29 protein-coding genes and 1 other annotated feature are annotated in these 26596 nt (G+C 39.4%); of the genes, 21 read left to right on the top strand and 8 right to left on the bottom strand.

Annotated elements, in window-relative coordinates:
• Window positions 1-41: 41 nt before the first annotated feature.
• Entirely contained in the window at window positions 42-755 is a 714-nt protein-coding gene (gene budA / locus PGP85_RS14935) for an acetolactate decarboxylase (RefSeq protein ID WP_090404826.1), read from the top strand.
• A 44-nt stretch (window positions 756-799) separates the two neighbouring features.
• Here the strand turns inward: budA and PGP85_RS14930 are convergent, their stop codons facing one another.
• Both PGP85_RS14930 and PGP85_RS14925 read right to left on the bottom strand, forming a co-directional pair.
• Window positions 800-1510, bottom strand: coding sequence for a DNA alkylation repair protein (locus PGP85_RS14930; protein ID WP_270328295.1), 711 nt, complete (start codon window positions 1508-1510; stop codon window positions 800-802).
• Between the two features lie 93 nt (window positions 1511-1603).
• Window positions 1604-3013, bottom strand: coding sequence for a peptidoglycan DD-metalloendopeptidase family protein (locus tag PGP85_RS14925; RefSeq protein WP_270328294.1), 1410 nt, complete (start codon window positions 3011-3013; stop codon window positions 1604-1606).
• A gap of 345 nt (window positions 3014-3358) precedes the next feature.
• Between PGP85_RS14925 and PGP85_RS14920 the strand changes: the two genes are divergently transcribed.
• Both PGP85_RS14920 and PGP85_RS14915 read left to right on the top strand, forming a co-directional pair.
• Window positions 3359-3772 (top strand): GAF domain-containing protein, encoded by a 414-nt coding sequence (locus PGP85_RS14920; protein ID WP_270328293.1) that lies wholly within the window; start codon window positions 3359-3361, stop codon window positions 3770-3772.
• Window positions 3773-3889: 117 nt separating this feature from the next.
• Window positions 3890-4117: a hypothetical protein gene (locus PGP85_RS14915; protein WP_010740157.1), complete on the top strand. Its 228-nt coding sequence runs from the start codon at window positions 3890-3892 to the stop codon at window positions 4115-4117.
• Window positions 4118-4321: 204 nt separating this feature from the next.
• Here the strand turns inward: PGP85_RS14915 and icd are convergent, their stop codons facing one another.
• Both icd and acnA read right to left on the bottom strand, forming a co-directional pair.
• Entirely contained in the window at window positions 4322-5554 is a 1233-nt protein-coding gene (gene icd / locus PGP85_RS14910) for an NADP-dependent isocitrate dehydrogenase (RefSeq protein WP_270328291.1), read from the bottom strand.
• Window positions 5554-8205 (bottom strand): aconitate hydratase AcnA, encoded by a 2652-nt coding sequence (gene acnA, locus PGP85_RS14905; protein WP_270328289.1) that lies wholly within the window; start codon window positions 8203-8205, stop codon window positions 5554-5556. The genes icd and acnA overlap by 1 nt, the downstream gene beginning before the upstream one ends.
• Window positions 8206-8392: 187 nt before the next feature.
• On the opposite strand from acnA, the gene PGP85_RS14900 reads away from it, so the two are divergent.
• Complete coding sequence (locus tag PGP85_RS14900; protein ID WP_371198710.1) at window positions 8393-9718, top strand: citrate/2-methylcitrate synthase; 1326 nt, start codon at window positions 8393-8395, stop codon at window positions 9716-9718.
• 32 nt (window positions 9719-9750) lie between these two features.
• Here the strand turns inward: PGP85_RS14900 and PGP85_RS14895 are convergent, their stop codons facing one another.
• On the bottom strand, window positions 9751-10539 hold the full coding sequence (locus PGP85_RS14895) for an HAD-IIB family hydrolase (protein ID WP_270328287.1): 789 nt from the start codon (window positions 10537-10539) through the stop codon (window positions 9751-9753).
• Between the two features lie 131 nt (window positions 10540-10670).
• Here PGP85_RS14895 and PGP85_RS14890 point away from each other — a divergent pair, with 131 nt between their 5' ends.
• The 9 genes from PGP85_RS14890 (at window position 10671) to PGP85_RS14850 (ending at window position 17501) form a co-directional block, all read left to right on the top strand.
• The gene (locus PGP85_RS14890; protein WP_270328285.1) at window positions 10671-11192 is read left to right on the top strand and encodes an ATP-binding protein; all 522 of its coding nucleotides are present in this window, start codon (window positions 10671-10673) and stop codon (window positions 11190-11192) included.
• Window positions 11193-11270: 78 nt separating this feature from the next.
• A complete protein-coding gene (locus tag PGP85_RS14885; protein ID WP_270328283.1) occupies window positions 11271-12257 on the top strand; it encodes a LacI family DNA-binding transcriptional regulator in 987 nt (328 codons plus the stop codon).
• Window positions 12258-12440: 183 nt separating this feature from the next.
• On the top strand, window positions 12441-13178 hold the full coding sequence (locus PGP85_RS14880; RefSeq protein ID WP_270328281.1) for a sugar phosphate isomerase/epimerase family protein: 738 nt from the start codon (window positions 12441-12443) through the stop codon (window positions 13176-13178).
• Complete coding sequence (locus tag PGP85_RS14875) at window positions 13178-13423, top strand: hypothetical protein (protein ID WP_010740149.1); 246 nt, start codon at window positions 13178-13180, stop codon at window positions 13421-13423. Before PGP85_RS14880 ends, PGP85_RS14875 begins: the two co-directional genes overlap by 1 nt.
• 13 nt (window positions 13424-13436) lie before the next feature.
• On the top strand, window positions 13437-14708 hold the full coding sequence (locus tag PGP85_RS14870; RefSeq protein WP_010740148.1) for a hypothetical protein: 1272 nt from the start codon (window positions 13437-13439) through the stop codon (window positions 14706-14708).
• Window positions 14709-14727: 19 nt separating this feature from the next.
• Window positions 14728-15690 carry a sugar kinase gene (locus tag PGP85_RS14865; RefSeq protein ID WP_270328278.1) on the top strand — a complete coding sequence of 321 codons (963 nt, stop codon included), beginning with the start codon at window positions 14728-14730 and terminating at the stop codon, window positions 15688-15690.
• Window positions 15687-16313 (top strand): orotidine 5'-phosphate decarboxylase / HUMPS family protein, encoded by a 627-nt coding sequence (locus PGP85_RS14860; RefSeq protein ID WP_270328276.1) that lies wholly within the window; start codon window positions 15687-15689, stop codon window positions 16311-16313. Before PGP85_RS14865 ends, PGP85_RS14860 begins: the two co-directional genes overlap by 4 nt.
• Entirely contained in the window at window positions 16310-16852 is a 543-nt protein-coding gene (gene hxlB / locus PGP85_RS14855; protein ID WP_090404797.1) for a 6-phospho-3-hexuloisomerase, read from the top strand. Before PGP85_RS14860 ends, hxlB begins: the two co-directional genes overlap by 4 nt.
• Window positions 16853-16862: 10 nt before the next feature.
• Complete coding sequence (locus PGP85_RS14850) at window positions 16863-17501, top strand: bifunctional 2-keto-4-hydroxyglutarate aldolase/2-keto-3-deoxy-6-phosphogluconate aldolase (RefSeq protein WP_270328272.1); 639 nt, start codon at window positions 16863-16865, stop codon at window positions 17499-17501.
• 71 nt (window positions 17502-17572) lie between these two features.
• Here PGP85_RS14850 and PGP85_RS14845 read toward each other — a convergent pair whose 3' ends face one another.
• The gene (locus PGP85_RS14845) at window positions 17573-18337 is read right to left on the bottom strand and encodes a DeoR/GlpR family DNA-binding transcription regulator (RefSeq protein WP_010740143.1); all 765 of its coding nucleotides are present in this window, start codon (window positions 18335-18337) and stop codon (window positions 17573-17575) included.
• A gap of 222 nt (window positions 18338-18559) precedes the next feature.
• On the opposite strand from PGP85_RS14845, the gene ulaG reads away from it, so the two are divergent.
• From ulaG to PGP85_RS14810, 7 genes are all read left to right on the top strand, one after another.
• Window positions 18560-19627 carry an L-ascorbate 6-phosphate lactonase gene (gene ulaG / locus PGP85_RS14840; RefSeq protein ID WP_270328269.1) on the top strand — a complete coding sequence of 356 codons (1068 nt, stop codon included), beginning with the start codon at window positions 18560-18562 and terminating at the stop codon, window positions 19625-19627.
• Between the two features lie 17 nt (window positions 19628-19644).
• Entirely contained in the window at window positions 19645-20103 is a 459-nt protein-coding gene (locus PGP85_RS14835; protein WP_010740141.1) for a PTS sugar transporter subunit IIA, read from the top strand.
• A 12-nt stretch (window positions 20104-20115) separates the two neighbouring features.
• Window positions 20116-21606: a PTS ascorbate transporter subunit IIC gene (locus tag PGP85_RS14830; protein WP_251867997.1), complete on the top strand. Its 1491-nt coding sequence runs from the start codon at window positions 20116-20118 to the stop codon at window positions 21604-21606.
• A gap of 84 nt (window positions 21607-21690) precedes the next feature.
• Window positions 21691-21990 carry a PTS sugar transporter subunit IIB gene (locus tag PGP85_RS14825; protein WP_010740139.1) on the top strand — a complete coding sequence of 100 codons (300 nt, stop codon included), beginning with the start codon at window positions 21691-21693 and terminating at the stop codon, window positions 21988-21990.
• Window positions 21991-22004: 14 nt separating this feature from the next.
• Complete coding sequence (locus tag PGP85_RS14820) at window positions 22005-22646, top strand: 3-keto-L-gulonate-6-phosphate decarboxylase UlaD (protein ID WP_010740138.1); 642 nt, start codon at window positions 22005-22007, stop codon at window positions 22644-22646.
• A 1-nt stretch (window position 22647) separates the two neighbouring features.
• Window positions 22648-23508: an L-ribulose-5-phosphate 3-epimerase gene (locus PGP85_RS14815; protein ID WP_010740137.1), complete on the top strand. Its 861-nt coding sequence runs from the start codon at window positions 22648-22650 to the stop codon at window positions 23506-23508.
• Window positions 23498-24211 (top strand): L-ribulose-5-phosphate 4-epimerase, encoded by a 714-nt coding sequence (locus PGP85_RS14810; protein WP_010740136.1) that lies wholly within the window; start codon window positions 23498-23500, stop codon window positions 24209-24211. Before PGP85_RS14815 ends, PGP85_RS14810 begins: the two co-directional genes overlap by 11 nt.
• 71 nt (window positions 24212-24282) lie before the next feature.
• Here PGP85_RS14810 and PGP85_RS14805 read toward each other — a convergent pair whose 3' ends face one another.
• Window positions 24283-24765 carry a hypothetical protein gene (locus PGP85_RS14805; RefSeq protein ID WP_270328264.1) on the bottom strand — a complete coding sequence of 161 codons (483 nt, stop codon included), beginning with the start codon at window positions 24763-24765 and terminating at the stop codon, window positions 24283-24285.
• A gap of 27 nt (window positions 24766-24792) precedes the next feature.
• Complete coding sequence (locus PGP85_RS14800; protein ID WP_270328262.1) at window positions 24793-25194, bottom strand: hypothetical protein; 402 nt, start codon at window positions 25192-25194, stop codon at window positions 24793-24795.
• A gap of 167 nt (window positions 25195-25361) precedes the next feature.
• Window positions 25362-25608 (top strand) — a binding site (T-box leader).
• 111 nt (window positions 25609-25719) lie between these two features.
• Here PGP85_RS14800 and PGP85_RS14795 point away from each other — a divergent pair.
• Window positions 25720-26559 carry an SAM hydrolase/SAM-dependent halogenase family protein gene (locus PGP85_RS14795; RefSeq protein WP_010740133.1) on the top strand — a complete coding sequence of 280 codons (840 nt, stop codon included), beginning with the start codon at window positions 25720-25722 and terminating at the stop codon, window positions 26557-26559.
• Window positions 26560-26596 lie beyond the last annotated feature (37 nt).

The raw sequence follows: 26596 nt of genomic DNA, 5'->3' as shown, positions 1-26596 counted from the left end.
AGAGGAATGGATACTGTAATCTGAATCAGGAGGGACTACTTATGACAGTGAAGACAAAAAGTTATATCTACCAACACGGAACACTTGGCGGATTGATGCAGGATTTAATGGATGGTACTGAAAAAATCGGGACCTTATCAAAGTATGGTGATTTTGGTTTAGGCACCTTAGAAGGCTCAAACGGAGAGATCATTTTCTTAGATGGTGTGATTTATCATGCAGATGAAACGGGAAAGATCAATCAATTAACTGGTGATGAGTTGACACCCTATGCGGCAGTAACTAACTTTGAATCAGACGAACAGTTCTCTTTAGCTAATAGTTCTGATGATACAGTGAAAGCGGCGATTTTAGAAAAAGTCAGCCACAATTTATTTGCGGCTGTTAAAATAGAGGGCACATTCAAACACATGCATGTGCGTGTTGCGCCTAAGCAAGAAAAACCTTATCCACGCTTCGTTGAAATTGCGCGGCATCAACCTGAGTTTGAAGCAGATGATATTGCAGGTACGATCGTGGGATTCTTTACGCCTAACTTATTCCAAGGCGCAGCGGCAGCAGGATTCCACTTGCATTTTATTAGTGACGATCGTAAATTCGGCGGACATGTCCTAGATTTTGAGTTAACGGATGGAAAGATTGATTTAATGGAACTAGCCGAGTTTCGCCAACATTTTCCAACAGAAAATGCGGATTATTTAAAAAATGAAATAAAGCTAGACGATATCACAAAAGATATTGAAGAAGCCGAATAGAAAAGCTACCACATCTAAGAAAATTTCCTAGGTGTGGTAGCTTTTTAAACTTCTTTTCCCATTTTTGATTTTGAAGAGATCAGACGTGAACGTCCAGGCGCCTGCACTAAAAGTATCAGTTCCTTTAGGGCATCTTTAGCGATCCATTGTTTTGCTTTTGAATCCTGCTTTTGCATTTCTTCTGCAGTCCTAATCGCTAAATCTTTTGCTTCATCATTCGTTTTACCTAACTCTCTCAGAGACCAGGAAGCGGCTTTCTTTACTAATAAACGATCATCATCTGAATGTATCGCGATCAAGTCCAGATAGTTTTTGATTTCTGTAATGGATAGGGAAGCATGTGTTGATGTACTGGCGATTAAGGAAAATGCTGCACGCTTATAAAATAAGTCTTTTGAATCGATCCACCCCTGAATAAAGCGGTCGAAATCTGCTTGCTTGATCAAAATATTTTTACAGAAAAGATCGCAGAGATCCCAGGAAATGATTCCATCCATAAAAAAGTTGATATCTTCAGTTGTACAGTCTTTAGGATTGAGTGCTAAAACAGTTAATATCTTGCATTCATGATAGTCTGTTTGCCACAGCTCGATTAGAAAATCTTTTTCTTTAGGGATTTTTTTGGCCAGCTTTCGCAAATCAGAAGTCGGGACGCCAATCGTGTGTTCAGCAGGAATTCCTAACTTAATGATATTCTTCTTAAATTTTTCAGAAGAGAATTCTTTCAAAAGAGTTACAATTTCTTCAATAGTCATTAGCTGCTTCCTTTCTATTAATAAAATAAAAAGTGTAGAACAATGATCAGATATATTCTGATTATTGTTCTACACTTTTTTTAAATCGTTTGTTTAAACACCTAATAGTGGGGCAGGGTTAACAAAACCTGACCATAAAGCAGTAGATACACCAAAGTGCAAATGAACACCAGTTGAGTTACCAGTTGTTCCCATACCGCCTAAAACTTGACCTGCACCGACTTCTGAACCAACACTAACACTTGGTGCAGATACCATGTGCATGTAGTATGAATAATAACCGTCAGAGTGTTGAATAATAACATGATTACCTGCTGACCAGTGGAATCCTGCTTCAACAACTGTTCCGCCTTTAGAAGCCATGATTGGAGTACCAGCAGAGCCCGCGAAATCGATACCGTCGTGTTGTGTGCCAGATGCTCCAGTCGGATCTTGACGAGGACCAAATGGGCTAGTGACTACTAAGCCGATCGATAAAGGTGAAGACCAGCCACTGCTGTTTGCAGCAGGTTTTGACTCATTTGTTACAGGAGCTGTTGGATTAGTTGTGACTTGTGCAGCACCAGTATCCGTAACAGTTTGAGCTTGCTCTTGCTGTTGCTTCGCCTGTTGTTCTTGTTGCTGTGCTTCCAGCTGAGCAATTTCAGCTTCTTGTTTTTGTTTAGCAGTTTCAGCAGCCGCTGCTTGTTTCTCAGCTTCTTCGGCAGCTTTTTGAGCTTCTTCAGCTGCTTTTTTGGCTTGTTTTTCAGCTTCAGCTTGTGCTTTTTCACGAGCTTCTTCTTCTTTTTTACGTTGCTCTTCTAAAGCCTTCAACGCTGCTTGGCGTTTCTTTTCAGCTTCTTCTTTTTGGGTCTCGTATTTTTCTTTTTGATCTTTTTCAGTCGCGATACTTGCTTGGATCTCATTGAGTTTTACTTGCTGATCCAATTTGGTTTGTACTAATTGGTCTTGTTTTGCTTTTAATTCGGCAGTCTTTTCATTGATTACTTGCAAGCGTTGTTCCGCTTCTTTTTCAAGCTTTTCAAGTTCAGTCTTGTCTTTTGTTTGTTGCTCCATGATATTTTTGTTAGCTGTTAAAATCGTTGATACGGCCATTGTTTTCTTCACGGCTTCACCAACAGATTTAGAATTGATTACAGCATCAACAACAGAAGCAGAATCGTGCTTCGTTTGTACATCACGTGCCTGATTTCTGATTTGTTCGTCGCGTTTTTGAATTTTTTCTTGAAGGATACCAATTTTAGCGGTCAAGTCGCTCAGTTTCTTTTCTTCATTGGTTTTTTCTTTCAAGACATCATTTACTTCTTTTTCAACAGCGGCAACTTGTTGCTCAACTGCTGCTTTTTGATCTTCTGCAGATTGCTCCGTTTGCTGCAAGTCAGAGATCTTTTTATCTTGATCGGCAATTTTTTGATCGTATTCATCTGCCAATGCACTTAATGGGGTAGTGGTTAATGTCAAGGCACATAAAGTTAGTGCCGTATATCTTTTCAACTTAATCAATGGATTCCCTCACTTTTTTCATCTTTCGGATTCAATTATATAAGAAGATATGAATAAAAAGTTTAAAGTATTTGAATTTTTATCTAACCGTATTGATTGTAATGATAATGAAATATTTAACTGGTAAAAATAAGTGGTAATTCACTTGACAAGCAAGCGTTTTATTGAATCTAAGAGTTGGTTTTGTAGTGAAATAGCAATATTTTAATCAATGGAGTTATTCCTAGGGTTAGGGTAAAATAAACCAAAAGTTATCATTCATGTTTAGATAATTAGAATTAAAACAAATGGTATACTTAAGTAATTTATTTTCGATAAGGGAAAGTCAAAGTAGGAGGAATTTTTATGAGTTGGAAAAATCAAGAAGCAAAAGAGGAAGCGTATAAATTATTACTTTTACAGCAAAAAGCATTGCTCGAGGGAGAAACAGATCTAATCGCAAATTTGGCAAATTCATCGGCTTTGCTGAATCAAACATTACAGGAGACAGTCTTCGCGGGGTACTATTTGTTCAAAAATGATGAACTGATTTTAGGACCGTTTCAAGGGAATGTCTCGTGTGTTCATATTGCGATGGGAAAAGGGGTATGCGGTGAGTCGGCCGAAAAAAATCAAACCATAATCGTAGAAAATGTTTTGGAACATAAAAATTATATTGCTTGTGATTCTGCAGCGCGTTCAGAAATTGGTATGTATGATCAAATGGATCAATTTTACTTAGAGCAATATGTAGCGTTATTGCTGGAAAATATAAATTAAAATTATGATTATTGCTTAAAAAGATGGTTAATTAACAAATAACACTCTTAATGTGGTTTTTTACTCCGCTTAATGCTACTATATAAGTGTAGTATAAAACATTAATGAGGTGGTTGAATGAATAAAGAAGCGATTATTATAGGAGAGAGCTATGAATGCCGTAAAACTGATTTTGCTCGGCCGATCATTGGAGAGATCATCCGTAAAGAAAGTAATGGCTGCATCGTGAATGTTGAGCGCTTTTACGGATTAGATGCAGATAAGATTGATCAAGTAAATGGTCAAGTACTAATTAAATATAGTGAAATCGCAGGGATTGTTTCTAAAGAGTGTTTCTTTAGTTAACAGGCCGATTAAAAAAATCACTCAGAAACTTTTTTAAGGTTTCTGAGTGATTTTTTTGTACGAGAGTATGGATAAAAATGACGAGTATTTATTAAATAACACGATCATTTTTCTTATAATTTATCAAGAAAAAGAGTCGACTGATTTGATCATTAACAAAGCTCCGATGAAGAATAGATCTTTCATCGGAGCTTTGTTGTTTTACTAAGCCTTTTTAATTGTATCGATTAAGCAATCGGCAAAATCAGCAGTAGATAATTCCGCGATACCCAACATTTGAGCAAAGTCATGAGTCATTTGCTTGTTTTGAAGCGCTGACTCGATCGCTTTTGTTATCTTTTTGCTGGCCTCATACCATTCTAGATGATCTAGCATCATGGTGGCGGAAAGAAGTAATGAGCAAGGGTTCGCCCAACCGTTACCAGCAATATCCGGAGCCGTTCCGTGAGTTGCTTCAAAAATCGCATGCCGAGTTTTATAATTGATATTCGCACCAGGCGAGATACCAATGCCGCCGACTTGTGCAGCTAAAGCGTCAGAAATGTAATCACCGTTAAGATTTGTTGTAGCGACAACTTGATACTTTTCCGGGTATAGCAGGATCTGCTGTAAGAAATTATCAGCGATGACATCGTCAACAATGATTTTATTGGCTTTTTTAGCTTCTTCTAAAGCGTTCACGGCTTTCTCAGCACCCGATTCGGCCGCAATATTTTTATATTGATTCATCGTGAAAGCTTGAGGGTAATTCTTTTCAATGGAATCATAGCCCCAATTCTTAAAGCCGCCTTCAGTGAATTTCATGATATTTCCTTTATGAATTATGGTTACACGTTTTTTACCTTGATCGATCGCATAATCCATAGCAGCTGCAATCAAACGTTCGCTTCCTTCCTGCGAAATCGGTTTGATTCCCAACGCGCTTGTTTCCGAAAAACGAACTTTTGTGACGGATAATTGGGCGGTTAAAAAATCCAAAAGCTGTTTCACTTCTTTTGAGTCTTTAGCAAATTCAATACCAGCATAAACATCCTCCGTATTTTCGCGAAAGATCGTCATGTCGGTTTTTTCCGGTTCCTTTAACGGTGAGGGAACACCTCGAAAGTAGCGAACAGGACGAACACAAGCATATAAATCCAATTCTTGACGTAAAGTAACGTTCAATGAACGAAACCCTTCTCCAATTGGAGTCGTTAAAGGTCCTTTGATTGCGATTTTGTGTTCTTTAATAGCTTCTAGCGTTTCATCTGGAAGCCAAGTTCCCGTCTGATTGAAGGCCTTTTCGCCGGCAAGAATTTCCAGCCATTCAATTTTACGATCTTCTTGATAAGCAGAAGAGACTGCGGCATCAACAACTTTTTGTGTTGCTTGCCATATCTCAGGACCAATGCCGTCGCCCTCAATATAAGGAATAACAGGATTTAGCGTGTTTGTCATTAGGCTTGCTCCTTTTGCATTTTTTTATTAATAACTAGCGGTAAAATTCCTTGGTTCTTCCAATATGCGATATCTGCTTCAGAATCAAAGCGTAATTTCACTTTGAAATGAAGCTCATCTTCACCGATAGCCGTTACATCAATGATTTGGTTAATTGATGGTTCAGCAGGGAAGTCAAAGCTATAGCTTTCCTTTCCACTTAAACCAAGGGATTGTGCTGTTTCGCCAGGCAGGTATTCAAAAGGAATAACGCCCATCATAACTAAATTGCTGCGATGAATCCGTTCATAGCTTTCCGCCAATACGGCTTTAACACCTAGAAGATTCGTACCTTTGGCAGCCCAATCACGGGAAGATCCCATCCCATAATCTTTCCCTGCAAGAATCACGGTACCAATTTGTTCCTTTTGATAGTACATTGCCGCATCGTAAATTGGTAATTCTTCACCAGTAGTGGACAACTTTGTATAGCCACCGGTTATTTCTGGGGTTAATTGATTCTGAATTCGAATATTTCCAAATGTTCCGCGCATCATAACTTCATGATTACCACGTCTAGAGCCGAATGAATTAAAATCCTTGTAAGTTAAACCATGATCTTTCAAATATTTACCTGCTGGGGATTGAAGCCCGATATTACCAGCTGGAGAAATATGATCGGTAGTAACTGAATCCCCAAATTTGGCAAGAACTTGCAAGTTTGTTAGGACATTGGAATCATTAGCAGTTTTCCCAAGATCTTTGAAGAAAGGCGGATTAGCGATATAGGTCGACGCATCATCCCAGTCATAGCAGTCACCTTCAGAGGTTTCAATTTTGTTCCAGCGTTCATTCGATTGATAAACGTTACTGTAGGCTTCTCGGAAGTCCTCTGGATTCAAGAAATCATTGATATAGGCGTTTACTTCTTCTTGTGAAGGCCATAAATCTTGTAAATAGATTTCTTTTCCATCAATCGTCGCGAGTGCTTCTTTTGTCAGATCTTTTTTGATCGAGCCGGCAAGAGCATAAGCAATTACTAGTGGCGGTGAAGCTAAATAATTCGCTTTGATTAATGGGTGGATACGTCCTTCAAAGTTTCGATTTCCCGATAGTACAGCAGAAACAACTAGTTCGCTTTCTTTTAAGGTTGTTTCGATCTCTGCAGCTAAAGGACCAGAATTACCAATACAGGTTGTACATCCATAACCAACGATATCAAAACCTAACGCAGCTAAAGGTTCTAATAAATTTCCCTTTTCCAAATATTGCGTGACGATTTTTGATCCGGGCGCTAAGGATGTTTTAATAGTCGAAGGAACCTTTAACCCTAAATTCACAGCTTTTTTCGCCAATAAGCCTGCCGCAACCATTACAGAAGGATTACTAGTATTTGTACAGCTGGTGATCGCAGCCAGAGCTAAATCCCCAGTTTCAATCGAATTGTCTGTTCCACTAATGGTTTCTATACGATCAATCTCATCGGCGGATAAACCAAATCCCTTTGGTCCACTTGGATTAGTCAGGGATGTCTGGAAATTTTCTGAGACATCAGCTAATAGAATCCGGTCTTGCGGTCGTTTAGGACCAGCAACTGATGAATGAACAGTTGATAAATCCAATTTGATCACTCGTGTATACGCCGGCGTCTCTAAACCATCATAAAAGAGATTATTTTGTTTTGCATAGACTTCGACCAATTTAACCTGTTTTTCAGAGCGGCCGGTCAAGCGAAGATAACTTAATGTTTCTTCATCAATCGGACAGAATCCGCAAGTCGCTCCGTATTCAGGAGCCATATTGGCAATTGTTGCCCGATCGGAGAGGCTCAGACTTTTATACCCAGCCCCAAAATATTCAACGAATTTCCCAACAACTTTTTCATTACGTAAAAGTTCAGTTAAATAGAGTGCTAGGTCTGTAGCTGTTGCACCTAAACTTAGTGTCCCGGTCAGTTCTACACCGATAACTTCTGGTGTTGGGAAATAGGAAGCCTCACCTAAAATTGCCGCCTCTGCTTCAATTCCGCCAACGCCCCAACCAAGAACACCTAGTCCATTAATCATGGTTGTATGGGAATCGGTTCCTTCTAAAGAATCAGGGAAAAGCAAATTGTCATCGTTCTTTAAAATGACATCTGATAAATATTCAAGATTGACTTGGTGAATAATCCCTGTTTCGGGAGGAACGACCTCAAAGTTGTCAAAGGCTTGTTGCGCCCATTTTAGAAATTGATAGCGTTCATGATTGCGTTCAAATTCTTTTTCTGTATTATAGGCAAGACTTTCCTCAGTACCAGCACAATCGACTTGGACAGAATGGTCCACGACTAATGTAACGGGAATTTCAGGGTTGATGACTCTTGGGTCGCCGCCCAGATTTACAACAGCATCGCGCATTGCGGCAAGATCTACCACTGCTGGAACGCCTGTAAAATCTTGTAAGACTACTCGTGACGGACGAAAGGGAACAACCCCTGATGGTTGTTTCGCATCAAATGCAATTAAATTCTCTAAATCAGTAATCTCCTGATGACGAGCTAAACTTTCTAATAATACTCGAATGCTGTATGGATACTCAGCGATTTTTTTCTGGTACGTATTGACAATTGATGAAAGATCAAAGTATGTATAATGTTCGTCATTGACGAAAAGCTCTTTTTTCCAGTCCAATACAAAATCCCTCCTAAATACGTTATCGTTTAAAAATCAGATGGCTATATTATACGAATAAAAAAAAAGAAAGTAAATGAAATTATTAAAAGTATTTCATTTTACGCCAATGGTGTTATAATGTTTCTTAACCCGATTGTAAATTAATTGAAGTTAGGAGGACACAATGATGTTAGATTTGAACCAAATGGCTGAGGTATGCCGAAAAGAGGACTTTTTAGAGGCTTCTTTATATAGGAAACACAATGTTAAAAAAGGGTTGCGCGACCTTGATGGCAAAGGTGTTCTGGCTGGTTTAACCAATATTTCCACGATTCATCCGCAAATCATGGATGGCGATAAAATCGTCTCTAAATATGGAGAATTACGATATCGCGGAATCGATATTAATGAGTTAGTGAATGGATTTGTATCAGAGGAACGTTTAGGGTTCGAAGAGGTTAGCTACTTGTTATTATTTGGCTCGTTACCCAGTACGGAAGAACTGGCAGAATTCAGGGCTTTAATAGGCAAAAGACGAACACTTCCAACTAACTTTGTACGTGATGTTATTATGAAGGCGCCATCACATAATATCATGAATATGATGTCTCGAAGTGTCCTGACATTAGGATGTTATGATAGAAAAACAGATGACATCAGTATTGAGAATGTTTTAGATCAAAGTTTATCACTAATTGCGACGTTCCCTATGATCGCTGTTTATTCGTATCATGCGTATAATCACTATACTAAAGGGGATAGCATGTATATTCATCGCCCGGATGAAAACTTAAGTACTGCGGAAGCAATTTTGACGATGCTGCGCCCAGACAAAAAATACACCTTCCAAGAAGCACAAACACTTGATATGGCACTAGTTTTACATATGGAACATGGCGGAGGTAACAATTCGACCTTTACAACCCGAGTGGTTACTTCCAGTGGTACAGATACTTATTCGACAATCGCAGCGGCGTTGGGTTCTTTAAAGGGTCCCAAGCATGGAGGCGCTAATATCAAAGTGACGCAAATGATGGAGGACTTGAAGGCGACCGTCAACGATTGTGAAGATGAGAACGAGATAAGAAATTATCTAGAGCAAATATTAAACAAGGAAGCATTTGATAAACAGGGATTGATTTATGGGATGGGACATGCGGTTTATGCTGAATCTGATCCGCGAGCTGAAATATTTAAACGTTATGTGGAGAAATTGGCAGCTGAAAAAGGTTCTGAAGCCTCGGCGGAGTTCAATTTATATCGTAAAGTTGAACGGTTAGCACCAGAGATTATTTCAGAAAGACGCAAGGTTTACAAAGGAGTCAGTGCAAACATCGATTTCTTTAGTGGATTCGTCTATAATATGCTGGATCTGCCGCAAGAACTTTATACGCCGATGTTTGCGATTGCCCGAATTGTTGGTTGGTCAGCCCACCGCATCGAAGAGCTGATTAATGTACAAAAAATTATTCGACCGGCTTATATGGAAGTTTCCGAAGATCGTGAATATCAAGATATTAATGAACGTTAAAAAAATCCGTCAGATTTTCTGACGGATTTTTTCTATTCAGAGATTAAGCCTAGCTCAATACAGGCTTTCCAGATCCCGGCATCAGAGACAGATGCCGTTACATAAGCGGCTTTTTCTTTTAAAGCAGGCGAGGCATTGCCCATCGCTACTGGAAAACCCACTGCATCAAACATTGTAAAATCATTTTCTTCATCACCAAAAGCTAACGCCTGTTCAGCGGTGATGGCCATTTCATCACAAATTCTATGAATTCCCTCTGCCTTTGTTCCTGTTTTCAAATGGATATTCGCTGCAACAGGTGCCACTTTTTCCGCGATTAAGGGAGAATCCGTTCCTAATTTGAAATCAGTTGCTTCATTCCAAGGGACAATCAGTTGAAGAACATTTTCAGGTAATGGCTCACCTGTCTTCAAAAAAGTTTTATCCGCGGGATGATCTCCATGATATTTATTACTCTCGAAACAATAGATTGTTTGCGATGTTTCAATTAAAAATTCAATCTTTTGTTCATGCAAATGGTCAACTAGTTCTTTCAGCATAGTAGGCGGAATAATATTCTGATGAATCATCTGTCCATGATAGTGTACGCAGTTACCATTAGATGAAATAATACTGTTTACACCTAAAATTTCTGCTAATCCTGTTAAGGTTTGATAATGGCGCCCCGATGCAATAACAGGTTCGATATTATTTGCTTTTAGTTTTCGTAAAGCTCGTTTTGCTGAATCAGGCCCCCGTTCAGCAAATGATAAATGGTGCGGTAGTTGATTATCAGCCAAAGTGCCATCAATATCAAAAAAGGCCACGCGGTAATTTTCCATTTTAACACCCCTAAGTGAATTCGATTACACCAATTATAAAAGAAAATATCCGAAACATCACTACTATTTTGTAATTCTATGTCTGTGATATGAGACAATAAGTAGTAGATTCAACTGAAAGGATGAAAAGAATGATCATAATACTTACTGGAGCATCCCACACGGGAAAAACGGTGTTGGCTCAAAGACTGCTAGAAAAATATCAATACCCTTATTTGTCGATTGATCATTTAAAAATGGGGCTGATCAGGATCGGTCAAACGAGCTTAACACCTTCAGATGATGATATGTTGACGCCATATTTGTGGGGGATTGTAAAAGAGATTATTAAAACAGCGATTGAGAACCAGCAAAATTTGATTATTGAGGGCGTCTACGTGCCCTTCGATTGGCAGTTATCTTTTAGTCAAAAATATTTGGAGCATATTCACTATTGCTGTCTGATTATGACCAAGGAATATATTCGGGAAAATTTTCAAGAGATTAAGAAATTTGCGAATGCCATAGAACAAAGAATTGACGACTCAGATCTCTCAGAAGGATCGATGATTGATGAGAACGTTAAAAATTTTAGGATGTGTAAAAAATATCATTGCCATTATCTTTTGATTAAGGATAAGTATGAAGTTGAATTGAGTAAAGTCTTGGGCTAAAAGATCGTGCTGCTGAGTTACTTTCAAAACGTCATAAAGTTCGCTACAATAATAAAAAAGATAGTTGGAGAAGAAAATATGAAAAAAATTACAATCAAAGAGGTTGCTGAAGAAGCGGGCGTTTCAAAAACAACAATCTCACGATTTTTAAACAATAATTATGGCAACATGTCTAAAGAAACGAAAGCCAAGATTGCAGAAGTAATCGAGCGATTGAATTATCGTCCCAGTAAACAGGCACAAGCTTTGAAATCAAAGCACAGTTACTTGATTGGCGTGGTGGTTGCGGATATTTCCAACATGTATTCTTCATTGCTGCTAAAAGGGATTGGACAGGTGTTAGAACAAAGTGGTTATCAAATGATCATCATGGATGCCGCTAACTCGATTACGCAAGAAAAAGATCTACTGGAAAAACTACTAGATCAAAGTGTCGAGGGTATTATTTTGCAGCCTTCATCACGACAATCAGGAAACTATGAGTTTATCTCAGAACGCAATATTCCGCTTTTGTTGGTCGATCGTCAAACAGAACCTGAACGCTGGTCTTCCGTATTGACGAACAATGTCGCTTCAACAAAAACGGTTCTAGAGAAGGCGCTTGAAAAAGGGTATGAACAAGTAGTAGTCGTCAGTGAACCGATCAAAGATGTCAGTACTCGCGGATTAAGATATACAACGGCAGAGAAGGTCGTGAAAGACGCTGGGAAGGATTGTCGATTGGTAGAAATTGATCAAGACAATCAGCTTAATGATATTTTGGAGGAAATTCGTGCCGAACATAAACGAACGTTACTATTCGCGTCAAATGGTCGAATGTTAATGGATGTTTTGACGTGGTTGATTCATGAGAAAATTGAGATACCTAATGAAATTGGAGTGACAGGTTTTGATGATTGGAATTTGACTGAATTAGTCGGACCAGGGATTACTAGTATTGAGCAGCCCTCAAAAAAAATTGGAAAAGTTGCGGCTGAACAATTATTGAAACTGATGACTTCAGAAGCAAACCCGATTCAAGAAAATATTGTACCATCGACTGTTCAATGGCGTAAATCTGTTTAATGTAGTTATTTTCTAAAATATTTTATAGTGATTAAGCCCGTTTAGAAACCGATTTCTAAGCGAGGCTTTTTATTTTGGCAGACAATAAGATGTTTTTTAATAATGAAAGCGTTGACAAATTATAGAAACCGGTTTACCATATGCGTATAGAAACCGGTTAACCAATTGAAAGGACGCGATTTTATGATGAATGGAAGATTAGTGCTTAACTTTTTAGTATATGCGGATAGAGTAGCGAATGGAGAATTGCAAGGAGAGCTATTACAAGAAATAGCCGATTTAGGTTTTACTCAAGTAGAAATAAGAAGAGAGTATTTCCAAAATATTGATGAAGAGATACCTGTTATTAAATCCGAGGCAGAACGCTTACAGATGAAGTTGTTTTACAGTGTTCCAGATGAAGTTTATGTCGATGGAAAGATCAATCCTAAGTTGGGACAGTATTTAACAGAAGCACAACAAATGGGTGTTAAGCATATCAAATGGAATACAGGCGATTTTAATGGCGATCTTCACGAAGAAGAATTGAAAGCGCTTCTTGATAAGGAAGTAGAGATTTCCATCGAAAACGACCAGACTCAAACATCTGGGACGATCAAAGCGATTGATTCTTATATGAAGGCGATTAAAAAGGCCGGTGTGAATATTGGTTATGTTTACGACCTTGGTAATTGGCGTTTTGTTGGCGAAGACGAAATAGAGGCGGCTGAATTATTAAAAGATTATGTTCACTATATTCACGTGAAAGACGTTCGGTATGAAGATGAAAAACCAGTAGCAGCCGGACTCGATCATGGCGAAATTAACTGGCGTAAAATTTTACAGCTTCTTCCGCAAGACGTGCCAGTGGCAATTGAATATCCGACAACAGCAAATACTGAAATTCTAGAAGCTAAAAAATTATTGGAGGCTGAAATCTAATGACTGAACAACAAACAAAAATCGATCCAGAAAAATTTGCTTATCATTTTATGGAAACGATTCATCGTCCAGAAATCGATAAAGAAAATATGGAGAGTGCCGCAAAAGAAGCGTTAGCAGCATATCTAACTGGCTATTATTTGATCCAAAAGTTCAATCATTTGGAAAATGATTTCTTTGTTGAAGATCATGCGAAACCAATTTCAAAATATCAACGTATTTTAAGCGAGTTAAACAAATACTAGGAGGTGAACAAACATGGGTAGCGCAATAACAGGAATACTCTTGGCCGTAACCTTTATCATCTTTGTTCTGTATGCCATGAAGGGCGGAAACTTAACAGTCGGATTCTTCGTAATGGCAATCTTGTGGACGATCATCGGAATGGTTCCATTCAACACAGCAGTAAAAGAGATATTTACTGAACCCGTATTGAATTATGGAAAGACCGCCGCATATATTATTTTCGGGTCTTGGTTCGGCCGAGTCTTGGTTGATACGGGAATTGCCGGAAGTATCAGCCGACGAACAGAAAAGGTCGGAAAGAAGAGTCCGGTTCTAGCGACGATTTTAATCGCTCTTGTAATTGCTTTGATTTTCACGAGTTCATATGGTGTTGGTTCTGCCATCGCTGTGGGTGTCATTCTGTTTCCAATCATGTTTTCGATCGGCGTACCAAAAAATATCGCCGTATCCATTTTTACAATCGCGATAGGAGCGGCAATGTACGTCAATAATGTATTGTTCGTTCAATTTCAAGTGTTCTTTCCAAAAGTGGAGTGGGGACCTCATTACCAACGCTTTGGTTTTGTCGCCATGGGCGTACAGATGGTGATTCTGATTCTCTTTATTCTATTTAATGCGAAGAAAATTCGTAATGGAAAACCAGAAATTGTCGAGAGCGACACAAAAGAAGAGGTAGTAGAAGTTCCAGTTTGGACGTATATCTTGCCAGTCATGCCAGTGGCTTTGAGTATTTTTGCCAAATGGGATGCTGTCCCAGCGCTCTTACTATCAACAATTATCGCTTTTGCGGCAACTGGAAATATGAAGCGGTACAGCAAGTTTGTCACGATGATGAATGAAACCGCTAAACATGCGATTAGCGATATCGCTGGCTTACTGATCATGTTGTTCGTCTTGACGATGTTCCAATCAGCGGCCGTTCATGCGATGTCGGGCTTTACTAGTGTTTTCCAAGAAATTATCCCCAGCAGCAAACTGGTTCTAATTATCATCGTTGCCATCATCGCACCATTGTCATACTTCCGTGGTCCATTGATGCTGTATGGCGCAGGCGCTGCGACCGCGGCGATCTTAGTCGGAACTGGAATGTTTGATCAGTATTTCCTATACGGTTTGCTCGTTGTGCCATCCATGATGGGTGTATCCGCTTGTATCACGCAGTCGTGGAATTTGTGGTCTGTGCAATATGCGGGACTGGATACAAAAACGTTCCTAATAACTGGTCTGCCATGGGCGTGGGCCGCTACTGTTTTGAATCTAATCGTTGCCTATATATTACTTTAAAAGAAAAGAGGAAATGAACATGAGTGAATTTTTAACTATTGGTGAACCAATTGCGTTGTTTGGATCAGAAGAAGTGGATAAGTCTTTAAAAGATGCTTTACATTTTCAAAAATTTTTGGCAGGTGCTGAGGTTAATGTGGCTGTTGGTGTCTCACGTTTAGGGCACTCCAGTGAGTATATTACTCAAGTTGGGAAAGATCCTTTTGGTGAATTTATTATCGATCGCTTACATGAAAATAAAATAGGAACAGATTACATTTCGGAAACGGCGGATTTTTGGACCGCTTTTCAATTGAAGGATCGGGTTAGTCAAGGCGATCCAAGTATTTTCTACTTCCGCAAGGGTTCAGCTGCGACACATTTTGATCAGTCTATTCTAGATGAAATTGATTTTTCAGAAGTGAAAATGGTTCATTTGTCAGGGATCTTCCCAGCTATTTCCCCAACAGCTCAGGCCGCTTTCCGTTACTTGATTAGCTTATTAGAGAAAAATCATATCCGTACGACGTTTGATCCAAACTTGCGCCCGCAGCTTTGGGCGAGTCAAGAGGAAATGGTAGAGACAATTAACGATCTAGCTTCTCATGCTGAGATCGTATTGCCGGGAATCAACGAAGGTGAAATTTTAATGGGCAGTCGTGAACCTGAAGAGATTGCGGATTTTTATTTGACTAATGGTGAGGCGACCCAAACAGTTATTGTTAAGTTAGGGACAGAAGGTGCGTATGTAAAACAAAAAGACGGTTCTAGTTTCACTGTGCCGGGCTTTAAAGTAGCAGAAGTCGTGGACACTGTTGGTGCTGGCGATGGCTTTGCAGTTGGATTAATCACTGCTTTAATAGAAGAAAAATCGTTAGAAGAAGCAGTAATTCGAGCAAATGCGATCGGCGCGCTGGCAGTTCAATCACCTGGTGATAACGATGGGTATCCAACTCCGCAAGAACTAGAAGAATTTTTACAAAAACAGGAAGTGGAAGCATGAAATTACAGACAGCAATTGATCGGGTTTCGTTAGAGGATGCGATTGCTCTAGCCAAACAATTGGATGGAAAAACCGATATTTTAGAAATGGGTACGTCCTTGGTTAAGGACTATGGTAACTTAGCAATTGAAAAATTGAGAGAGGTCTTACCGCAGACTAACCTACTAGTTGACAGCAAAACGATCGACGAAGGTGCCTATGAGTTTAGCCAAGCTTTTCGTTACGGGGGAGATATCGTCACCGCAATGGGCGCAGCTTCGGTAGATACCTTGCAAGCCTGCTATGATGTCGCACAAAAAGAAAACAAAACAATGATGATTGATCTTCTGGAAGTCTCGGATGAAAAAATTGAGCAGATCAAGCTATTCCCGGATGCGATCTATGCGTTGCATCATTCTGTAGATCGCAAAGATCATTTTGATGCGGCTGCAAGTGTGGAATCTTTTCGCCAAAAATATCCCGAAATTAAACGTTTAGCGATTGCGGGCGGGATCGATCTGAGACAGGCGCAGCTTTTGGCAGAACAAGGAATTATTGAAGTGGTCATCGTAGGATCAAAAATTGCGAAAGCAGAAAATCCTTTACAGGCAGTAAATGAATTTATGGGGGCTGTACACAAATGAAAACAATCGAAACGATTATGCAAGAAATTAATCAAGTAATGGAGCTAGTAGATGAACAAGAACTAGATCAAGCTCTGCCTCTGTTCCAAAAAGATAAACGGATCTTTGTGATTGGTGCGGGCCGCAGCGGGTTTCAAGCGAAGGGATTTGCGATGCGTTTGATGCACATTGGTTACACTGATTATGTTATGGGGGAAACAATCACTCCTTCAATCCAAAAGGGTGATACATGGGTCGCGATTTCCGGTTCGGGAACGACGAAAGGGATTGTTGCTGACACTGAGGCGGCAAAAAAACTTGGTCTGGATATTATCGCATTGACTAGTGATAAACAATCACCGTTGGCTAAATTGGCGGATCAAGTAATTGTTGTGCCGGGTGCAACTAAAACCGGAGCAGGAATAAAATCCGTACAACTGTTATCAAGCTTATTTGATCAAACAGTGCATATTACCTTAGATGCGCTAACTTTGAAACTTGCGCAACGAGATCAAACATCAAATGAAGATGCTCTTCATGAGCACGTAAATGTGGAGTAGGTAAAAAAGGATGAAGAAAATCGATACATTAATTCAATTAGAAAATGCTGGAATAGTTGCCGTTGTTAGAGAAAAATCTAATAAACATGCGTATGAGGCATCAAAGGCTGTGATTGCCGGCGGGATCAAAGGCATTGAAGTGACCTTTTCTGTACCCAATGCAGACCAAGTGATTGCTGATTTAAGAGAAGAATATGAGCAGGATTCTAGTGTGATCATCGGTGCTGGGACAGTATTGGATTCAGTCACGGCCCGTTTGGCAATAATGGCTGGGTCAGAGTTCATTGTCAGTCCCTGTTTTGATCAAAAGACGGCAGAACTTTGTAATTTATATCAGGTTCCTTATATACCAGGATGTATGACAATTACAGAAATGCAGCAGGCGATGAAAAGCGGCGCTGATATCGTTAAATTGTTCCCTGCCAATAATTTTACACCGCAAATGATCAAAGCTGCGAAAGCGCCATTGCCGCAAGTTAATATTATGCCAACTGGCGGGATCAACTTAGATAATTTGACAGAATGGAAACAGGCAGGCGCCATTGCCGCAGGTGTAGGCGGAAATTTATTCAAGGGTGTAGCAAACGAAGATTTTGATTTGGTTACACAAATAGCAAGAGAATATATAAAAGTATGGCAGAATAATTAATCAGAGACAATCAAGCTGAAAGCAAAGAAGTGAGAACCCGATTCTATGTTGGAATCAGGTTCTCACTTTTTTTAATCAATTTGGATGACTTTCACCCCGGCATTTTTGATTTCGTTAAGAACCTTGTCTGAGCAAAATTGATCGGTAATCAGGTAATCGAAAACAGAGATATCTGCTATTTTAAATTTCGAAGTCAAGCCAATTTTTCGGTGATCAGCAACTAGAATTTTACACTTGAGCGTTTTATTGATCATCATCTCGTTAATTGTCGACTCATTCAAAATTTTAGTCGTAACGCCATTTTCAACACTAACTCCGCTGCAGCCGATCACACAAACATCTGCATTCATAGAGGAGATCGTATTCAATGCAATATCTCCAACGAGTGCTTCTTTCGGAAAACGCATCTCTCCTCCAGTCAAAATATAGTTGCAGTTATCCTTGTGAGGGGAGTAGTTGACCTTTACATTGTTTGTGACGATCGTCAGGTGATTGGAATTGATAAAATCCAGTGTTTTTAAAGCGGTCGAACTTGAGTTAATGAATACTGTGTCATAATCACTGACGTATTTACTGGCCTCTCTGGCGATCGCTTGTTTAATTCTTTCAGGTCCCGATTGGTCGAAGTCAGTTTTGTTATCATAGTTATAGGAACAATAACCGTAATTCCGAATGATATCATTTTTTTCCTCTAATAAATTTAAATCTCTCCGTACCGTACTGATGGATACCCCTAACGACTCTGCCAACTCGAGGGTCGTCATTTGTTCCTCTTGTTGCAGTAAGTCCAAAATATCCTTTTGACGTTTATCAATATTAATGAGTGAGTTCTTCATTGTTATACCTCCTAAATGACAATCTGTTCAATTAAATGATTTTACATAACTAGATGTTCGTTTAAAATTCCTTAACCGCTTACATTATACTAAGAAAATCATTAAAATTGGATAGAAAATCATATAAACAATAGAAAGTCATATAAAAGGGTTTTCATAACCTTGAATACGCTTTAAGATTTAATTGTAAGTCATATCAAATATATGTGAGGAGCAATTATAATGAGTAAAAGCGTCAATGAAGTAACGAAGGAAAGCTGGGTATTAGATACATTCCCTGAATGGGGGACGTATTTGAATGAAGAGATTGAATCTGAAGATGTTAAGGAAGGAACCTTCGCGATGTGGTGGTTAGGCTGTACAGGCATTTGGCTGAAAAGTTATGAAGGAACCAATATTTTATGTGATTTATGGTGCGGAACTGGCAAACGGACTCATGGAAACGGCATGATGAAAAAAGGCCATCAAATGATGCGCATGAGCGGGGTACAAAAAATGCAGCCTAATTTAAGAACGCAACCATTTGTGATCGATCCTTTCGAAGTAAAAAATGTTGATGCTTTAGTGGTGACACATATTCATTCAGATCACTTAGATATCAACACGGCGGCGGCGGTTCACCAAAATTGTCCAGAGGCAAAATTTGTGGGACCAAAAGAAGTGGTCAATACATGGCTTAAATGGGGGATTCCTGAAGAAAAGACGATTGTCGTGAAACCGGGTGATGAAGTCAAAATTAAGGACATCAACGTGGTTGCTTTAGAAGCCTTCGACCGAACAGCTTTAGTAACTTGTGAGGATCCAGAAGTAGCATTAAAAGATAAATTACCACAAGACATGGATCAAATCGCGGTGAACTATTTATTTGAAACAACTGGCGGCAGTCTTTATCATGCTGGCGATTCACATTATTCCAATATGTTTGCTAAACATGGCAATGAGCACAAAATTGATGTTTGTCTAGGAGCCTATGGGGAAAACCCGCGAGGAATCACAGATAAGGTTACTTCTGTTGATATGTTGCGGATGGCAGAGTCGCTGAACGCGAAGGTAGTGATCCCGGTCCATTATGATATCTGGGCGAACTTTATGGCAGATCCAAAGGAAATCACTGAAATTTGGAAATTCAAAAAGGATCGCTTGAAGTATGAGTTTAAACCTTATATTTGGCAAGTTGGCGGGAAGTTTACTTATCCGACAAACAAAGATGATCTTGAGTTTAATTTCTATCGCGGTTTTGAGGATGCATTTTCAGTAGAGAACGATACCCCATTTCCATCATTCTTATAGAAGAAAGGAGCAGCAACATGCTTAACTATTTTTTTGATAATGAGTTAATCAACTATTCTTCAAAAGAAATTACCGATTGGCGGGAGGCGATTTTTGAAAGCTGCCAATTGTTGATTAATAAGAATCTTGTTGATGAGACTTACGCAGCAGAAATTATTCGCTGTGTGGAGGAACATGGTCCCTATATCGTAATTGTCCCTCAAGTGGCAATGCCCCATTCTTCAGAAGACAGCAAAGGGGTTTTTGGAACGGCTATCTCATTTACTAAAATGAAACAACCGATTCAATTTGAAAGTGAAGAGGAGGAAAAATCCGCTGTTTTGTTTTTCACCTTAGCGGCTAAAGATGCAGAGGCACATATGGAAAATATTCAAAACTTGTCTGAATTATTGATGACGGATGGATTGGTAGAAGATCTGGTCGCTACGAAGTCGATCGAGGATTATCAAGCTGTGATGCAAAAGTACGACTTATAGGAGGAAAAAGTAATGGGTGATTTTTTGTTAAGTATTTGGACATATTTTGCAACGAATATTTTGACGCAGCCGGCTTATCTGATCGGGTTTATCGTATTGCTAGGATACATCCTATTGAAACGGCCGCTTTATGAGTGTGTCGCTGGATTTTTAAAGGCAACTGTCGGCTACTTTATTTTAACTGTGGGTTCAGGTGGATTAGTAAATAATTTTCGCCCTATTTTAGTGGGATTGAAAGAACGGTTCAACTTGAATGCAATGGTTACTGATCCGTACTTTGGACAAAATGCGGTGGATGCTGGATTGATGGAAACCTTTGGGCGGACGTTTGGCGATGTCATGATCTTACTATTGATCGCTTTTGTGATGAATATTTTATTGGTTCGTTTCCAAAAATACACGAAATTACGTTCAGTGTTCACAACAGGGAATGTACAGATTCAACAATCTGCGACGGCTTTTTGGATTCTATTGTTCTGTTTCCCTGATTTAGGTCGAATTCAGGTACTAATTTTCATGGGGTTAATTTTAGGCTGTTATTGGGCAGTTGCTTCGAACTTAACGGTGGGAATTACGCAGGAATTAACAGAAGGTGCTGGTTTTGCAGTAGCGCATCAGCAAATGTTTGGGATTTTCATTTTCGCGAAATTAGCCGAATGGATGCGAAAACGCGATGAGAAGAAACACAAGTCAGAAAAAATGGATAAAAAGCTAGAAGATATTGAACTGCCAGGCTTCTTGTCGATTTTTAATGAAAATATGGTTGCTACTTCTTTATTGATGTTGTTCTTCTTCGGAATCATTCTATTGGTGCTAGGTAAGGATTACTTGATCCAAGCGGAATTTATGCAGGAAGGCCAAAGTTTCCTATTCTACATTATGACGACATCGTTAAACTTTGCTGTCTACTTAGCAATTTTACAACTAGGCGTTCGGACTTTCGTAGACGAATTGACCCAGTCATTCCAAGGAATTTCAAACACGATCTTGCCTGGCGCAGTACCTGGAATTGACGTTGCTGCTACGTTTGGATTTGGTTCGCCAAATGCTGTAACGATCGGTTTCCTGTTTGGTGCTTTAGGTCAGTTCTTGATGATCGGCCTGTTGATTTTGTTAAAATCCCCAACGATCGTAATTGCTGGATTCATTCCATTATTCTTTGACAATGCGGTAATTGCTGTCTTTGCGAATAACCGCGGCGGGTTCAAAGCCGCCTGTCTATTTCCGTTTCTTTCGGGGATCATTCAGGTCGGCGGATCAGCATTATTCGCGACTTGGATTGGAATGTCCAAATATGGCGGCTACATCGGTATGTTCGACTGGGCGACAGCGTGGCCAATATTTGCAGTCATTATGAAGGTCCTAGGTTATGTGGGAATTGCTGTTGTGGTTATCGGACTATTGGTCATTCCACAGCTACAATACCGTAAAAATCCAGATGGCTACTTCATGATCGTTGATGATTATGAACAGTACGCAGAAAAATATCAGGAACAAAATTAAGTAATTACTTCTTTATGGACTGTGAATGTTTTTAAATAGAATCAAAAATTTATCGAAAAATATAAAAAGCAGGAGGAAATAATAATGAGAATTTTAGTATCTTGTGCGAATGGATCAGGAACAAGCTTAATGATGATGAGAAGTGTAGAAAAAGCGATGAAGGAATTAAGCGTGCCAATTACCAAAATTCACCATTGTGCGATTTCAGAAGGGAAAAGTTCGGCTACTCAATATGATGTTGTTTTTACGCCGGTCAATTTTCTAAATATGTTTACGCAGGCAGAGAAAAAAGGCGTGACTGTAATTGGGATCAAAAACGTAATGTCGGCCAAGGAAATCGGCGAAAAATTCGCGGAATCAGCATTATATCAAAAAACTAAGTAAAAGAGGAATTCAAAATGAGTAGACCGAACTTACAAATTGCATTAGACCATAATGACTTAGAGCATGCGTTAGCTGATGTTTTTAAGGTTGGTGCTGTGGTGGATATTATTGAAGTAGGGACGATTCTGTGTTTGCAGGAAGGTCAAAAGGCGATTCGCTGTATTCGCGGGATGTTTCCAGAAAAAACATTAGTGGCGGATACAAAATGTGCCGATGCTGGTGGAACAGTGGCAAAAAATGTTGCTGAGGCTGGTGCAGACTATATGACGGTCATCTGCTGTGCGACGATCCCCACGATGGAAGCAGCTAAAAAAGAAGTGGAAGAATTGCAAGTAGAGTTATATGGAGATTGGACATTTGAACAGGCTGCAGCTTGGCGTGAAATAGGAATCAAACAGGCGATTTATCACCAAAGCCGCGATGCGTTGATTGCTGGTGAAACATGGGGCGAGAAGGACTTATTAAAAGTTAAAAAGCTGATTGAAATGGGCTTCAATGTTTCAGTTACCGGCGGCTTGAGTGTGGACACCTTGAAATTGTTTGAAGGTATTGATGTATACACGTTTATTACTGGTCGAGGAATTACAGCTGCTGCGGACCCAGTTGAAGCTGCGCAAGACTTCAAGAATGAGATTATTCGTATTTGGGGGCAATAACATGGCGCAAGTCGGAATTTATGAAAAAGCATTACCCAAAAATATTACATGGAAAGAACGTTTTTCTTTAGTCAAAGAGATGGGCTTTGATTTTATTGAAATGTCGATCGATGAGACCGATGAACGGTTGGCCCGTTTGGATTGGTCTGAAGAAAAAATTTTTCAATTAAGAAGTGAGATGTTTGAGACAGGTGTACGAATTAATTCTATCTGTCTCAGTGGGCATCGGCGTTTTCCCTTTGGTTCTTCCGATCCCCAAAAACAAAAAATAGCGAAAGAAATCATGAAGAAAGCCATTCAATTAGCTCATAAACTGAGTATCAAAGTGATTCAGGTAGCAGGCTACGATGTCTATTATGAAAAAAAGTCAATGAGTTCTAGGGAAGACTTCATTGAAGGGATGAAGGAGAGTGTAAAAGAGGCATCGAAATATGGGGTGATCTTATCTGTTGAGATCATGGATGATCCGTTTATGAACTCGATTTCAAAATTTTTGGAGATTAAAGAACAGATTCATTCGCCTTATCTCCAAGTTTATCCAGATTTAGGCAATCTTTCCGCCTGGCCAGAGAATGATCCCGCCCGAGAATTAGAAAAAGGAATCGATTGTATCACTTCGATCCATTTAAAGGATACCTATCCAGTAACAGAAGAATTTTCTGGTCAGTTTCGCGATGTTCCTTTTGGTGCTGGGTGTGTTGATTTCCTGGGATTGTTGAAGAATTTAAAACGACTGGATTACGACGGCACCTTTTTGATTGAAATGTGGAGTGAACAGAGTCAAGATTTTCAATTTGAAATCCAGCAGGCCAAAAAATATCTTTATCCAAAATTGAAGGAGGCGGGTTATGATGTCGCGTGAAGAAATAATTGCAGCAATGAAACAGCGAGTTTTTGAAGCGAATTTGGAGCTGCCTCAATACGGTTTAGTTAAATTGACGTGGGGCAATGTCAGTGAGATCAATCGTGAGCTGGGTGTAATCGTAATCAAGCCAAGCGGTATAAAATACGATAAAATGCAAGCGGATCAAATGGTGGTGACGGATTTAGCAGGACAGGTCCTCGCTGAAGATAGTCTGAATCCTTCCTCAGATTTGCCAACACACGTGGTGCTTTACCAAGCTTTTGATCATGTTTCTGCCATTGTTCACACGCATTCAACCAACTCAGTGATGTGGGCGCAGGCAGGTCGTGATTTGCCGGCTTACGGAACAACCCATGCCGATGCATTCTACGGTAAAATTCCATGTACACGTCAGCTGACTGAGAAAGAAGTTAAAGAGGCTTATGAAGTGAACACGGGGCATGTAATTGTTGAGACATTTCGAGAAAAAAATTTAAACGCCAACGAAGTTCCAGGTGTCTTAGTTTATGGTCACGGTCCCTTTACTTGGGGAGATACGCCTATGAAGGCAGTAGAAAATAGTTTGATCTTAGATGAAATCTGTCTGATGGCGAAGGAAAATGAGCAGATCAATCCAAACATTTGTGAGATTCCACAATATTTGTTGGATAAGCATTACTATCGTAAACATGGAGCACAGGCGTACTATGGGCAAGGATAAAATCGGAATTCTTTATTAGTGAAGAACATTCATAACATGGGTAAATAAAGCGATCAGTTAATTCAGCCGCTTTATTTGCCCATGAATATTTTAGTGATTAGACGTTGTTCTCTTTTTTTACTTAAACGATAGAAGACATTGAAGGCACTTATTCCTATGATAATCATGATTACTATACATAATACCCAGATGGGTTCGTGAGGAAAAAGCTTTTCAAGGAGTGTATTCGTAGCAGCAATACCACCTAGCAGTCCGGCTAGTGAGACAAAAAGCCAAGCAGTTGCCCGATCAAAAAAGAGCAGCATCTGTTTCATTTGCTGTTGATTTAAACTGGCATTGCGCATAATTGTCAAAGCACGCTTTTTTTCTAGAGAGAGTTTTCGGAATGGCAGCAGCCAGTACCAGGGGGAGATTTTCTTATACTCTGCGTTTTCCTCGATCAGAATCTCAATCGTATTTGCTTGCTCCTTCATTTCCAAACAACCTTGAAAAAGCGGAAACGAAAAAAGCAGCCAATTTCCCAAGCAAGCCAAAACCAACATTAAAGTATCCATTAAGACATCTCCTGAGTATTAAAATAATTAGTTATAAAGAATACTGTCTTTGTAAATGCCATCACCCCAAATCTCGCTTTCTGAGAGAGTCGTTTCAATCAGTTCGATAGGCTGTTCGTTGACTAAAATCATGGCACAGCGATAATCAGCAAAGGGCTGATACAAAGGCATCAAAATCTTTTTGTCAATCAATGCTTTGTCGATATTATTGACTTTGAACGCCACATGAGGTTCTTTTTGGATCAACGGATCAAGACTAGACGCAGGACCAAAAGCGTGGAGCTCAATAGGCAATGACAGATCATTTTTCATATCTAAAGAATACATATCAAAAAGCGGGCTGTATTTGGTATCCGGATGATCTTTGATTTGTTCTAGAGGTACGGGTTTACCAATATGATGAAAAAATAAGCTTATTTCGTTGTTCATTTTTATCCCTCGTTTCTTGAAAGATAGTTTATCAGAAGAATGAAAAATTTGGAAAGATTAGCAAATTCATTTTGATCAGTGTACAGTTTTTTATGTTTAATGGAGTGACTGTTTTTCTGTTTTTCATTGACAAGTGAAACTTTCTTTGCTATTTTATTAGCAATCAATAAAACGCGATGAAAAAGAAAGTAAAGTAATCATTTTTGCTAAAGAGAGTTCCTGTTTGGTGTGAGGGAATGCGAATCAATTACTTGAAAATGGCTTTTGAGCGGATTTCCCGAAGGTTTAAGGAAATACGGATGCCCCCGTTAACAAGGCACGGTCTCCAAAAAAAGTTTTTTTGGGTACTGATTGAGGTGAAATCTGTGAGGATTTTACATTTAAAGGTGGTAACGCATGTCCAATGCCCTTAGCAATTTTTTTGCTAAGGGCATTTTTTGTTTGCTCATGAGTAAGAGTGACGACTCTAATGCACAATGCAGCTTACAGGACTAGCTCAAAGAACAATTGGAAGGTGGAAGATTTATGGCAGGATTTTTAGTAGTTCAAACGGATTTTGGTTTACAAGATGGAGCAGTTAACGCAATGTATGGGGTGGCTTACCAAGTCGAACCAACATTAAATATCAATAATTTAACCCATGAAATTGAACCTTATAACATCCACGATGCAAGTTATCGATTATTACAGGCGGTTACTTATTGGCCGGCAGGCACAGTTTTTGTTTCGGTCGTTGATCCTGGGGTCGGTTCGACACGCCGCAGTGTGGTGGCAGAATTAAAAGATGGTCAATATGTAATTACACCAGACAATGGCACATTAACGTACTTGGCACAATATGTAGGCATCAAAGAAGTCCGTCAAATTGATGAAGAAACCCAACGTTTGCCAGGATCATCAGAGAGCCACACATTTCATGGACGAGATGTGTATGTTTATAATGGTGCGCGTTTAGCCAGTGGGAAAGTTGCCTTCGCTGAATTAGGTTCAGTTATTCCAACGAGTGAATTAGTCACATTCCCATTAATTGCCCCAAGTCAACATGAAAATAAGATTACCGGGACCATTGATATCACAGATATCCGTTTTGGATCATTGTGGACGAACATTCCGGTGGACTTTTTCAAAAATTGGCAGATTGAATATGGACAAAGCCTGCTAGTAAAAATATACTATCAAGGTGTGGTTCGATATCAAGACGAAGTTGTCTTCGGACGTTCATTTGCTCAAGTACTGCCGAAAGAGGCAGTTCTTTATATCAATTCATTGCTAAATGTTGGTTTGGGTATCAATTTAGATTCATTCTCGTCCGTCTATAAAATCGGAACTGGCAATGATTGGACGATTGAACTGACGAAAATTTAGAGTTAGAGCACTTATTGAAGGTTTATTGAATGGTACA

Origin of the sequence: Enterococcus malodoratus (assembly GCF_027659535.1) — a bacterium.
Classification (GTDB): Bacteria; Bacillota; Bacilli; order Lactobacillales; family Enterococcaceae; genus Enterococcus_A; species Enterococcus_A malodoratus.
This window is presented reverse-complemented; position numbering and strand designations above follow the sequence as displayed.